Below are 12,471 nucleotides of genomic sequence, written 5' to 3'. Positions count from 1 at the left end.
TCTTTCCCGGCCCCAACACCACAGGTCCCCCGGCTCATTCCCGGGTGCCCCGCGTCAGGTGCACATGGGAGGATCGGTCCTGTTCACACATGTCTATGACGCCATGAGGGAGTGCCGCCCGTGCCCGGTGAGAATCTGTCCCGCGACGAGGCCCAGGAGCGGGCAGCCCTGCTGTCCGTGGACGGGTACGAGGTCTCGCTCGACCTGCGGTCCGCCGTGGGTGCCGTCGAGGCCGGAGCGCGTACGTTCCGCTCGGTCACCACGATCCGCTTCCGCTGTGCCGAGCCCGGCGCCGCGAGCTTCGCCGACCTGATCGCACCGAGCGTCACCGCCGTGTCGCTCAACGGCAGGGACCTCGACCCCGGCGAGGTCTTCGACGGCTCCCGCATCCGGCTGGAGGACCTCGCCGCGGAGAACGAGCTGGTGGTCGACGCCCAGTGCGCGTACTCCCGCACCGGCGAGGGCATGCACCGCTTCGTCGACCCCGAGGACGGCGAGACCTACCTCTACACCCAGTACGAGCCCGCGGACTCCCGGCGCGTCTTCGCCAACTTCGAGCAGCCGGACCTCAAGGCGCCTTTCCGCTTCGAGGCGCAGGCCCCCGAGGGCTGGGTCGTGTGGAGCAACGGCGTGGGTGAACTCACGGACGGAGTCTGGAAGTTCGCCGAGACGAAGCCCATCTCGACGTACATCACGGCGGTCGTGGCGGGCCCGTACCACTATGTGACGGACAGCTACTCCCGCGCCTTCGACGACGGTACGACGCTGGAGATCCCGCTCGGCGCGATGTGCCGCAAGGGTCTGGCCCCCCACTTCGACGCGGACGACGTCTTCCTCGTCACCAAGCAGGGCCTGGACTTCTTCCACGACCACTTCGACTACCCGTACCCCTTCGGCAAGTACGACCAGGCGTTCGTGCCCGAGTACAACCTCGGCGCGATGGAGAACCCGGGACTCGTCACCTTCCGTGAGGAGTACATCTTCCGCGGCAAGGTCACCCAGGCGTCGTACGAGGGCCGGGCGAACGTCGTCCTGCACGAGATGGCGCACATGTGGTTCGGCGACCTCGTCACCATGGAGTGGTGGGACGACCTGTGGCTCAAGGAGTCCTTCGCCGACTTCATGGGCGCGTTCGCGCTGGTCGGGGCGACCCGCTTCGAGGACGGCTGGATCACCTTCGCCAACCGCCGCAAGGCGTGGGCCTACCGCGCCGACCAGCTGCCGTCCACGCACCCGATCACGGCCGACATCCGCGACCTCCAGGACGCCAAGCTCAACTTCGACGGCATCACGTACGCCAAGGGCGCCTCGGTCCTCAAGCAGCTCGTCGCGTACGTCGGCCAGGACGCGTTCCTGGAGGGCGCGCGCAGGTACTTCAAGCGGAACGCGTACGGCAACACGCGCCTGGGCGACCTGCTGTCGGCGCTGGAGGAGACCAGCGGGCGCGATCTGGCCGCCTGGTCACGGGCGTGGCTTCAGACGGCCGGGGTCAACTCGCTGACGCCGCAGGTGATCCTGGACGCGGACGGGCGGGTCGCCGAGCTGTCCGTCCTCCAGGAGGCGGCCGAGTCGCATCCCGAACTGCGCCCGCACCGCGTCGCGGTGGGCCTCTACCGGCGCGAGACCCGGCCGGACGGGGAGTCCGGTCCCCTGGTGCGCTACGCACGCGCCGAGACGGACGTCGACGGCCCGCGCACGGTGGTCGGCGAACTCGTCGGCGCCGACGCCCCGGACCTGGTCCTCGTCAACGACGACGACCTGACCTACTGCAAGATCCGGTTCGACGAGAACTCACTGGCCACGCTCCGGGAGCTGCTCGGTGACATCACCGACCCGCTCGCCCGCGCGCTGTGCTGGTCGGCGCTGTGGAACATGACCCGGGACGGGCTGATGCCCGCCCGTGACTTCGTCGGCCTGGTACTGCGCTTCGCGGGCCGCGAGTCGGACATCGGCGTGCTCCAGATGCTGCACGCCTGGGCGGACTCCGCGCTCACCCACTACACGGCGCCGGACTGGCGGGCGACCGGCGGCCGGCTCCTCGCCCAGGGCGCGCTGAAGGAGCTCCGGCTCGCCGAGCCCGGCAGCCAGCACCAGCTCACCTGGGCCCGCTTCTTCGCGGCGGTCGCGTCCGAACGCGCCGACCTGCGGCTGCTCCAGGACCTGCTGGACGACACGTCGAAGATCGACGGCCTGGACGTCGACCAGGAGCTGCGCTGGGCGTTGCTGGAACCGCTGGCCGCGCACGGGATCGCCGACGAGTCCGTGCTGGCCGCCGAGCTGGCCCGCGACGACACGGCCTCCGGCAAACGCCACCAGGTCCGCTGTCTCGCCGCCCGCCCGTCGGTGGCGGTCAAGGCCCAGGCCTGGGCCCAGGTCGTCGAGTCGGACGCGCTGTCGAACGCGCTCGTGGAGGCGACCATCGCGGGCATCACCCAGCCGTCGCAGCGGGAGCTGCTCGCGCCGTACGCCGAGAAGTACTTCGCCGCGATCGAGCGGATCTGGGCCGAGCGGTCCATCCAGATCGGCATGGACGTGGTGAAGGGGCTGTTCCCCTCCCTCCAGGACTCCCAGGGGACCCTGGACGCGACGGACGCGTGGCTGACGGCGCACGAGAGCGCGGCACCGGCCCTGCGCCGCCTGGTCCTGGAAGCCCGTGACGACCTGGCACGGGCGCTGCGCGGACAGCGGCGGGACGCGGCGGCGACCGCCGGCTGAGCCGAGCGGAAAAGGGCGGACACCGGCGACCACCGGCGGTCCGGCCCATGACACCGGAGGGGCACCGGTCACGACCGGTGCCCCTCCGCTCATGCCCCTCCGCTCATGCCCGCCTGCTCATGCCCGCCTGCCCGTGCCCGCCTGCCCGTCTCCGTCCGCCCGTCCCCCTCCAGCGCCGCGCTTGCCCCTCCACCGCGCTCCTCCTCGCACCCCTCCGACATGCCCCTGCCCCGGGCATCACCGGAACGGGTGGTTACGAAATTCAGGTAAGCAGAGCCGTAACCCCTCACGCCCCCCATCCGGACCAGCGCCTTTCGGCAGTCGAACGCCCGTACTTTAGGACGAGCTTGTCCGCATTTGTCGACAGGCGTGTAACAGCGGTTAGGGGACGGACCGGGCGCGGAAAACCCCCGTGCATGAACCACGACACCCCGCTCTCCCCCCGCCCCCTGCGTCACCTCTCCGACGTCCGGCGCCGGGTGCTGACCACCGCCCAGCTCCGTGCCCGCGGCGTCACCGCCGCCGGGGCGAGCGAGCGGTGCCGGCCGGGCGGACCCTGGCAGCAGTTCCTTCCGGGTGTCTTCCTCCTCCACCCCGGACCGCCCACCTCCGAGGAACGCCTGCACGCGGTCCTGCTGTTCGCCGCCCGCACCCCCGCGACGGCACCCGCGACCGCGATCCCCGTCCAGCCGGGCGCCGAGGAGCCGCACGCCCCCCAGCCCTACGCCGACGCCCTGATCACCGGCCTCGCCGCCCTCACCCTGTACGGCTTCACGTCGGCTCCGTCCCTGCTCTCCCTCGACCGGATCGACGTCCTGGTCCCCCGGCTGCGCCGGCTGCGCTCGCAGGGCTGCGCCCGCATCGTCCGCACCGCCTCCCTGCCCGCCCCCTGCCACGTCACCGGCGTCCCGGTCGCCCCGGTCCCGCGCGCCCTCGCCGACGCGGTGGCGGAGCTGACGGACGCGGACGCGGCACGCCGTCTGCTGACCGAGGCGGTACGCGGCGGCCACTGCGATCCGGCAGCGGTGGTGCGGGAGTTGACGCAGGCCCGGCTGCTGAGCCGGCCGCACGTGGTGGACGCCGTCGACTCCCTGCTGGCCGAGGGCCGCTCCGTCGCGGAGGACCGGCTCTACCGCATGGTCCGTGAGCACGGCCTGCCCGACCCGGTCTGGAACGTGGACCTCCGTCTGCCGGGCGGCCCTCACCTGGGCGGTCTGGACGCCTACTGGCCGGAACAGGCGGTGGCCCTGGAGCTGGACACCCGCGTTCCCCGGCAGGACGAGGACGCCCTCTGGTCGGAGTACGCCCGCAAGCGCGAGCACCTGGAGCGTCTGGGCATCACCGTCGTCCACGTCACGCCGAAGAAGCTCCGCGACGCGGTCCAGCAGCAGGCGACGGTCGTACGGACCGCGCTGATGGCGGCCCGCGACCGTGAACCGGCGGCGTACGTCGTGGTGCTGCCCCGGTAGGCGGGGCGCGGTCGGACGACAGGGGGAGCGGAGGGGGCACCGGGTACCGCCGGTGGCCCTTCCCCGTGCGCGGGGGCGCGGACCCGGGCGGCCGCTGCCCGGAGCCGTACTCCGCGTCGATCACGGCGTCGCCGTTTCCTTACGCGGGGACTCAGCCCTTCTTCAGCACGAGCTCCGTGTTGCGGTCGCCCGAGGTGCCGCTCAGGGCGGTGCTGCGGCCCGGCGCGTTGTAGGAGAGCTCGCGGTAGAGCGCCGCCAGACCCGTCTGGCTCAGGTCGGAGAAGTCCGTGCGGTGCGGGGCGGCGGACTCGATGAGGGTGGTGAACAGGGAGAGCGTGCCGTCCTTGTTGTCGACCAGCTCGATGATGCGGGCGAGGTGCGGGAAGTCGACGTGGGAGGCGGTGTTGATCTCCCAGAACGACCCGTTGCCCGGCGCGGAGTGCGGGATGATCTCGTTCTTGTGGGTGTGGCCGTTCACCCAGGCCAGGACGTTGCGGTGCCTGGAGAGCGCGGCGACGACCTCTCCGCCGCCGTGGCGCTGCTCGGTGGGGTGGGCGGGGTCCTTGCGGGTGTTGTGCATGGACTTGCTGGTGTGGTGGCTGAAGACGATCGCGTACGAGTCCTTGTTCTCGGTCAGCGTCCGCTCCAGCCACTTCAGCTGGGCCGTGCCGACCGAGCCCTCGTAGTGGCCGCCCGGGTCGGTGGTGTCGAGGCTGACGCCGATGACGTCGTCGGCGATCCGGAAGGCGTAGTACTGGGTGCCCGCGCTGAGGTTCGCCTCCGAGTAGCCGTGGCCGATCGGACCCGGCCCGGTGTGTGCCGGGTCGAGATGCGCCTTGAGGTACTCGGCGGGGGTGAAGGGGGCGCGCGACTCGTCGGGGGTGACCGACCTGAGCTCCCGCGCGTGCGCCTTGAGCAGGTCCCGCAGCAGGGTGCCCTTGGGGTCCTTGTCGTTCTTGATGGCGGCGCGCAGGTCGACGCTCTGCGAGGCAGGCAGGCTCATCAGCTTCTTGCCGCCGACGGCGAACTCGGCGAGGAAGGAGTCGCCGTGGCGGTAGCAGCCCAGCGGCAGCGCGTCGTGGTTGCCGACGGTGGAGTACCAGGGCAGGCCGAGACCCGGGCTGCGCAGTTCGCGGACGGCGGCGGCCAGGAAGCCGTTGAGGCGCGGGAAGCCGCGCTCCTTGTCGGCGTCGCGCACGGCCCCGTCGGGCTGCCAGTACGTCTTGATGCCGCTGTTCTGGACGCCCTCGTAGTGGCGCGGGTCACCGCTGTTGGGGCGGATACGGCCACCGCTCATGACCTTCAGGAACCAGTCCAGCTCCGTCCTGGAGTTGTTGTCCGTGTTGTCCCCGGTGGTCATCACGAAGTGCAGCGGGGAGCCGGTGACGGGGGCTCCCCGCAGCGAGTTGACCCGCTCGACGAGCGAGACGGCGCCCGCGACGGTCAGCGCCTCCTGCGGACGCCAGGCGTTCACGGCGCCCGAGCGCAGGAACTCCAGCCGCAGCGGGTGCTGGACGTCGATCAGGTGCAGGTCGGTGAACTGCACGAAGGAGGCGAGCGCCGTGCGCCGTTCGGCCCGGCCGGCCTTGGCCGCCGCCAGGTCGCCGCGCACCACCCGCTTCCAGGCCGGGCCGTCGCCGAGCCGCCGGTATCCGCCGGAGCCGGAGCGCGGGGCGGCGACGCTCTGCAGGGTGGTGCCGCGCTCGTACGGTGCCAGGGGGGCGGGGGGCGCTTTGCGGGAGGCGGCGACGGGCGCCTCACCGGCGCCGGCGGCATGCGCCCCGCCCGCGTCGGCGGCGTGCGCCTCGGAGCCGGGCCGCAGGGCGTAGCCGATGCCCGCGGACAGGGTCACCGCCCCGGTGGCGGCGAGGAGGGTACGGCGGTTCATGGCAGCGGCGGTGGCGACAGAGCGTATGCGCGACATGGCGCGATCTCCCCGAGTGCGAACGCGTCGGCAGTGGTCGCGGGGGGCTCGTTGCGGTAACTCCCCGCTCACTCTGGATCGTTGGCACCTGGGGTGACCTGGACGTTAACTCGGCGGCAACGCCCGACGCCGATCACCGTACGTGGATCTTGGACTACCCTGCGCGTCCATGGAGCTCTCCCCGGACGGCCGGGAGTCGGTCACTCCGTGTTCATTTTCCGGGGTACTGAACCGTGGTCGGGGCCCGGCACGGCCTGGTCCGCGGGCCGCGCCGTACGCCCGAGCGCCGGTCGCTCGCGCCAGAGTTCCAGGCCCGCGTCGACCAGCCCCACCCGTTCGAGCGACGGCACCTCGTCGAGGGGGTACCAGGCCGCCATGTCGGTGGAACCGTCCGTCTCGTGGCGGAGGTCGCCGCCGGTGATCCGGGCCTCGTAGAGGATACGGAGGGCGTGGAAATCGGTGGCTCCGCCCATCCGGCGCGGGTGGGTGCGCAACTGGGAGTCGACACCGAGCAGCGCGACCGGTTCGACGGCGTACCCCGTCTCCTCGTCGACCTCGCGGACGACGGTGTCGTACGGGTCCTCGCCGTGGTCCATGCCACCGCCCGGCAGGGTCCACCGTCTGGTCCCGTCGCCCGCGACCCACCGGGCCAACAGCATCCGCCCGTCCCGCACACATACGGCGTAGGCCGCCACCCTCAACTGCTTCGGCATGCCCAGACGTTACGGCAGCGCGGGGTTGGCGGGAGAGTATTCGGGCGGCGACCAGCACAGGGGGCTGCCCGCGGGTGTCTCGGCGACCCCGGTGACGGTGAAGCGGACCGTGCGCTCCCCGTCCGGGGCGTACCGCGCGCGGGCGGTACCCGTGAGCCGCAGCACCGTTCCCGACGTCCAGTCCAGGAAGAGCAGTCCGGCCCGCGGGTCCGCCTCCAGGTTGCCGAGGGTCAGGAACATGGCGTTGCCGGGGTAGTCGCGCCAGCGCAGCTCGGACGGGCCGTCGGCGTGGACGAAGCCCGGGTTGCCGCCCCGGTGGCTGGCGTCGGCGCCGTGCGCGTGGACGGTGGCGAGGAAGAAGGTGTCGGCCGCCTCGACGAAGGCACGCTGCCGGGGGGAGAGTCGGACGGAGCGGCGGACCTCGCCCGGCCGGCGTTCGACCGTCTCGTAGGACTCCCTGCGCTGCAGGTACTTCGGGCAGTTGGCGAAGACCCGGTCGGCCTCCACGGCGAACCCCCGCGCGGTGGGCCGGGACCTGCCGTTCAGGCGCATCCGGCGGCGGGTGCGCGGGTCGAGCGCGATCGTGCCGACGAGGGTGCCCTCGGCGGCGAGCGCCGCGGCGAGGGGGTCGCCCTCGACGGGACGGCCGGTGACCGAGATCTGCCGGACGCCGGTGGCCCGCACGAAGCCGGGCGGGCCCGTGAGCAGCGAGGCCCAGACCGCGCCGGTGGCCGGGTCGGCCGCACCGGCCACCAGCATCGGCTGCTGTTCGAGGAAGGCGGCGGCCACCGGGCGGATGCCCTGTCCGACCGCCTGTCCCACGTGGTCGGCGAGATCACGGACGCCGACCCGGTCCTGTACGGCGCGCGAGCCGGAGTGGTAGGTCATCTCACCCTCCGTCTAGAAGAAACCGCAGGTCGGAGCCTGCTCGGAGGGTGCCGGTGCCCCTTCGGCGCCGGACGGGGCGTAGATCTCCAGCCGGGTGCCGTCCGGGTCGTGGAAGAAGATGCCGCCGGACGACGAGCCCTCACGGTGGGCGACCACGCCCTCGTGGGCGAAGGTGACGCCGTGGCCGCGCAGCGCCGTCTCGTACGTCCTGACCTGGTCGATCGTGTCCACTTCGAGGGCGAGGTGGTGGAGGCCCGCGCGGTCCTCGCCGTACGGCACCCGCGCCTGCTGCCAGAGCGTGAGGACGGGGCCGCCGTCCCCGTCCGAGGAGCCCAGGAACGCGTACCTGCGCTCGCCCTCCTCGCCCTCCTCGCCCTCCTTGCCCTCGGCGAGGAGGGCGAAGCCGAGCACGTCCCGGTAGAAGGCGAGCGAGCGGTCGAGGTCCGTGACGTTCAGGCCGATGTGGCCGGTGCGCGGTGTCATGACTGTCCTCCGGGACGGTGGCGGCCCCCACACCGATGGCTAACCTTCATAAACGAGTTTAAGGGTTAGAATGGGGAACGTCAACCGGTCATCTACTCTTGAACGGTTAGCCGCCGAAGGGAGCCCCACCGTGTCCGCCGTCACCGACCCCCGCCCCCTCACCGGGGAGCCGCTCGCGCTCGACCTGCTCAACACCCGCTGGATCAGCGAGGGGGTACCCCAGGACCTCCTCACGGACACCGGGGGGCTGGCGGTGTGGCTGGCCGCGAACGGGCTCGCCCTCCCGGCCGACGAGACGGTGCTGCGCCACACGCTCCAGGCGCGCGACGCCCTGCACGCGGTGGTGGACGCCACGTCGCGGGAGAAGACCGACGGGGCACCCCTGACGGGGACCGAGCGGATCGAAGCCGTCCTCGCGCACGGCCGGATCAGGCTCACCCTGACGCCCCAGGGACCCGGCGAGCGCACCGAGTTCGAGGACCCCGCGTGGGGACCCGGCTGGCTCGCCGCGCGCAACTACCTGGAACTGCTGGGCACTTCCCCCGACCGCATCCGGCACTGCGCCCACGAGAGCTGCGTCCTGCACTTCCTCGACACCTCGCGCAACGGCACCCGGCGCTGGTGCTCGATGGCGAGCTGCGGTAACCGGGCGAAGGCGTCCCGCCACTACGCGCGCACGAAAGAGGACTGAGCCGACTCCCGGGCGGTTCGAGGCGTCCGTCATGTCCGGCCATACCGCGCTATCACCGGCGTGACGTATGGCGGAAGTACGCCATGCTTCCATCCCATCACGGTCAACTCTCCCCAAATAACTGTCCCTTGGGTAAAGCTGAGCGGTCATCCGGGTTCACATACCGGACTGATGTGATCGCGTCCCGCAGGAACGTCGGGACGGGTCACCCACGCTCGTTCCTTTACCTACAAGGGATGCCGATGACCCTCGACCCCCAGCGCGCCCCACTCTCGGGCGCGAGACGCGTGGTCCGCATAGCCGTGGCCGCCGGCCTGGTGACCGCGCTCTCCGCGGCCGGACCGATACCCATGGCCCTCGCCGCGGACCACGCACCCGCCGCCACGCCCGACCCGGGCACCAAGTCCGCGAGCGCCAAGCTCGGTTCGGACGACGCGGCCCTCCTCGCCGAGGCCAAGGCCGACGGCACCAAGAACGTCACGATGATGGTCGCCACCGCGCCCGGCCAGACCGAGCAGGTCGCCCGGCAGCTGGACGCGGTCCAGGGCGGTCTCGTCGGCCGGACCTTCGACAAGGTCGGTTACGTCCGGGCCACCGTCCCGACGGCGAAGGCGGACGCGGCCATCGCCGCCGCCGCCAAGCTCTCGTCCGTGCACGGCATCGACCTGCGCCAGGACATCGCGCTGGACGACCCGACACCGAGCGCGGACACGGCCAAGGGCGCCGGCAGGGCCACGGGCACGGTCACCCGCTCCGCCCCGAACAAGAACACCCCCGCCGAGAACCCGTACAACCCGTCCTTCGAGACGGGCGCCGTCGACTTCGTGAAGAAGAACCCGAAGGCGGACGGCCGCGGCATCACCATCGGCATCCTCGACTCGGGCGTGGACCTGGGCCACCCGGCGCTGCAGAAGACCACCACCGGCGAGCGCAAGGTCGTCGACTGGGTCACGTCCACCGACCCGGTCAACGACGGCGACGGCAGCTGGCGGCGGATGACCAGTTCGGTCTCCGGCCCGTCCTTCGCCATCACGACGGCCAGCCAGGGCACCGAGACGTTCAAGGCTCCGGCCGGCGCCTACAAGTTCAACTACATGTACGAGTCGGCCACCGCGGGCGGCGACGAAGCGGGCGACCTGAACCGCGACGGCGACACCACCGACGCCTGGGGCGTGCTGTACGACCCGGCCTCCGGCACCGTGCGGGTCGACACGAACGACAACCTCGACTTCACCGACGACGTGCCGATGAAGCCGTACAAGGACGGCTTCCAGGTCGGCTACTTCGGCAAGGACAACCCGGCGACCGACGTCGTCGAGCGCATCCCGTTCGTCGTCGAGATCCGCAAGGACGTGGTCTACGACGCGGCCGGTTCCAAGGCCGACTACGTCAACATCGGCGTCATCTCCAGCGAGCACGGCACGCACGTCGCGGGCATCACCTCCGCGAACGGCCTGTTCGGCGGCAGGATGAACGGCGCCGCCCCCGGCGCGAAGATCGTCTCGTCCCGCGCCTGCGTGTTCGGCCCCGGCTGCACCAACATCGCGCTCACCGAGGGCATGATCGACCTCGTCGTCAACCGCGGCGTCGACATCGTCAACATGTCCATCGGCGGCCTGCCCGCGCTGAACGACGGCAACAACGCGCGCTCCGAGCTCTACACGCGTCTCATCGACACCTACGGCGTCCAGCTGGTGATCTCCGCGGGCAACTCCGGCCCCGGTGCCAACACCATCGGTGACCCCGGCCTCGCCGACAAGGTCATCTCGGTCGGCGCGTCCATCTCCAAGGAGACCTGGGCCGCCAACTACGGCTCGGTCGTGGAGAAGAAGTACGCGATGATGCCGTTCTCCTCGCGCGGTCCGCGTGAGGACGGCGGCTTCACGCCGACGCTGACGGCGCCCGGCGCCGCGATCAACACCACCCAGACCTGGCTGCCGGGCTCCCCGGTCGCCGAGTCGGGCTACACCCTGCCGGCCGGCTACTCGATGCTCCAGGGCACCTCGATGGCGTCCCCGCAGGCCGCGGGCGCGTCCGCGCTGCTCCTGAGCGCCGCCAAGCAGAGGCACATCGCCCTGACGCCCGCCGACCTCCGCACGGCCCTCACCTCGACCGCCGACCACATCAGGGGTGTGCAGGCGTACGAGGAGGGCGCGGGCCTCATCGACATCGTGGACGCGTGGAAGGCCATCAGGGACGACGCGACCGCCCACGAGTACACGGTGAAGGCGCCGGTCGACACCGCGATCGACTACGCGCTGAAGACCCCGGGCTTCGGCACCGGACTGTACGACCGCGAGGGCGGTCTCAAGGCCGGCGAGAAGAAGACCTACGAGATCACCGTCACCCGTACCTCCGGTCCGGACCGGGCGATCCGCCACGAGCTGCACTTCGAGAACAACGCCGGTGACACCTTCAGGATCGTCGGCTCCGACGAGGTGCGGCTCGAACTGAACAAGCCGGTCACCGTCAAGGTCTCCGCGAGGGCCTCCTCGGCCGGCATCAAGAGCGCGATCCTCGAACTCGACGACCCGAGGACCGAGGGCGTCGACCGGCAGATCCTGACCACGGTCGTGGTCTCGACGCCGGTCAAGTTCGCCTTCTCCGCGTCGGATTCGATACAGCGCGACAGCACCCGGTCGTACTTCCTGACCGTGCCCGAGGGCGCCAGGAGCCTGGAGGTCGCCATCGGCGGGCTGAAGGGCCTGAGCCAGACCCGGTTCATCTCCATCCACCCGTACGGTGTCCCGGTCGAGGACACCGGCACGCCGTACTGCTACAGCAACTACCCGAACACCAACGGCTGCAAGCCCGACGTGCGCGCGTACGCGGACCCGCAGCCCGGTGTCTGGGAGGTCGAGGTCGAGGCGCGCCGTACGTCGCCGCTGCTCGACAACCCGTACAAGCTGGAGGCCACCGTGCTCGGCGCGGCCTTCGACCCGCAGACCGTGACCGTGCCCGAGGCCAAGGTGGGCACCCCTGTCACCGCCTCCTGGAAGGTCACGAACCAGTTCGCCGCGCTCGACGGCAGGCTGAAGGGCGGCCCGCTCGGCTCCTCGAAGACGGACCGGCCGACGATCGCCCAGAACGCCACGCAGACCACCACGGTCGACGTGCCCGCGGGCGCCGCCTCGCTCGACGTCGCCATCGGCAACGTCTCCGACACCGCCGCCGACCTCGACCTGACGGTGTACGACTCGGCCGGCAAGCAGGTCGCCCAGTCCGCGGACGGCGACTCGGAGGAGGCGGTCTCCATCCCGAGCCCCGCCGCCGGCAGGTACACCATCGAGGTCGCGGGCTACTCGGTCCCGTCGGGCTCGACCGCGTACGACTACCGTGACGTGTTCTTCTCGTCGGCGCTCGGCACGGTCGGCGTCGACGCGTCCACGCCGGTGAAGCTCGCCACGGGCGGCACGGCGACGGTGTCCGGCACCGTCACCGCGCTGGCCCCCGCCCCCGAGGGACGCGAGTTCTTCGGCCAGGTGCAGCTGGTGAACGCGCGTGGCACCGCCGCGGGCCTCGGCAGCGTGAAGATCGAGAAGGTCACGCCGTAGCGCGTGCCCCTCTGAGGGGCGGGCGTCCGGAATT

Annotated in this window: 8 protein-coding genes; 4 read left to right on the top strand and 4 right to left on the bottom strand. The window is 71.5% G+C overall.

The window, feature by feature from the left end; all coding sequences use genetic code 11:
• Window positions 1-120 precede the first annotated feature (120 nt).
• Both pepN and GFH48_RS26095 read left to right on the top strand, forming a co-directional pair.
• A complete protein-coding gene (pepN, locus tag GFH48_RS26100; RefSeq protein WP_153290577.1) occupies window positions 121-2,715 on the top strand; it encodes an aminopeptidase N in 2,595 nt (864 codons plus the stop codon).
• Window positions 2,716-3,131: 416 nt separating this feature from the next.
• The gene (locus GFH48_RS26095; RefSeq protein WP_153290576.1) at window positions 3,132-4,184 is read left to right on the top strand and encodes a hypothetical protein; all 1,053 of its coding nucleotides are present in this window, start codon (window positions 3,132-3,134) and stop codon (window positions 4,182-4,184) included.
• 151 nt (window positions 4,185-4,335) lie between these two features.
• On the opposite strand, the gene GFH48_RS26090 is transcribed toward GFH48_RS26095, so the two are convergent.
• The 4 genes from GFH48_RS26090 to GFH48_RS26075 all read right to left on the bottom strand — a co-directional run bounded on the left by GFH48_RS26090 (window position 4,336) and on the right by GFH48_RS26075 (window position 8,192).
• Complete coding sequence (locus tag GFH48_RS26090; RefSeq protein WP_153290575.1) at window positions 4,336-6,108, bottom strand: TIGR03767 family metallophosphoesterase; 1,773 nt, start codon at window positions 6,106-6,108, stop codon at window positions 4,336-4,338.
• 200 nt (window positions 6,109-6,308) lie between these two features.
• Window positions 6,309-6,821 carry an NUDIX hydrolase gene (locus tag GFH48_RS26085; RefSeq protein ID WP_153290574.1) on the bottom strand — a complete coding sequence of 171 codons (513 nt, stop codon included), beginning with the start codon at window positions 6,819-6,821 and terminating at the stop codon, window positions 6,309-6,311.
• Window positions 6,822-6,830: 9 nt separating this feature from the next.
• A complete protein-coding gene (locus GFH48_RS26080) occupies window positions 6,831-7,709 on the bottom strand; it encodes a pyridoxamine 5'-phosphate oxidase family protein (RefSeq protein WP_153290573.1) in 879 nt (292 codons plus the stop codon).
• 12 nt (window positions 7,710-7,721) lie between these two features.
• Entirely contained in the window at window positions 7,722-8,192 is a 471-nt protein-coding gene (locus tag GFH48_RS26075) for a VOC family protein (RefSeq protein WP_153290572.1), read from the bottom strand.
• A 130-nt stretch (window positions 8,193-8,322) separates the two neighbouring features.
• On the opposite strand from GFH48_RS26075, the gene GFH48_RS26070 reads away from it, so the two are divergent.
• Complete coding sequence (locus GFH48_RS26070) at window positions 8,323-8,883, top strand: CGNR zinc finger domain-containing protein (RefSeq protein WP_228120949.1); 561 nt, start codon at window positions 8,323-8,325, stop codon at window positions 8,881-8,883.
• 242 nt (window positions 8,884-9,125) lie between these two features.
• Window positions 9,126-12,437 carry a S8 family serine peptidase gene (locus tag GFH48_RS26065; protein ID WP_153290570.1) on the top strand — a complete coding sequence of 1,104 codons (3,312 nt, stop codon included), beginning with the start codon at window positions 9,126-9,128 and terminating at the stop codon, window positions 12,435-12,437.
• Window positions 12,438-12,471: the final 34 nt, after the last annotated feature.

The organism is Streptomyces fagopyri, assembly GCF_009498275.1.
GTDB lineage: Bacteria > Actinomycetota > Actinomycetes > Streptomycetales > Streptomycetaceae > Streptomyces > Streptomyces fagopyri.
The sequence above is the reverse complement of the archived record's forward strand: the minus strand, read 5'-3'. Positions and strand labels throughout refer to the sequence as shown.

Excerpts from the sequence above, each read along its gene's own strand:
- GFH48_RS26080 (WP_153290573.1), bottom strand. The coding sequence starts at position 7,709 with ATGACCTACCACTCCGGCTCGCGCGCCGTACAGGACCGGGTCGGCGTC.
- GFH48_RS26085 (WP_153290574.1), bottom strand. The coding sequence starts at position 6,821 with ATGCCGAAGCAGTTGAGGGTGGCGGCCTACGCCGTATGTGTGCGGGAC.
- GFH48_RS26065 (WP_153290570.1), top strand. The coding sequence starts at position 9,126 with ATGACCCTCGACCCCCAGCGCGCCCCACTCTCGGGCGCGAGACGCGTG.
- GFH48_RS26095 (WP_153290576.1), top strand. The coding sequence starts at position 3,132 with ATGAACCACGACACCCCGCTCTCCCCCCGCCCCCTGCGTCACCTCTCC.
- GFH48_RS26090 (WP_153290575.1), bottom strand. The coding sequence starts at position 6,108 with ATGTCGCGCATACGCTCTGTCGCCACCGCCGCTGCCATGAACCGCCGT.
- GFH48_RS26075 (WP_153290572.1), bottom strand. The coding sequence starts at position 8,192 with ATGACACCGCGCACCGGCCACATCGGCCTGAACGTCACGGACCTCGAC.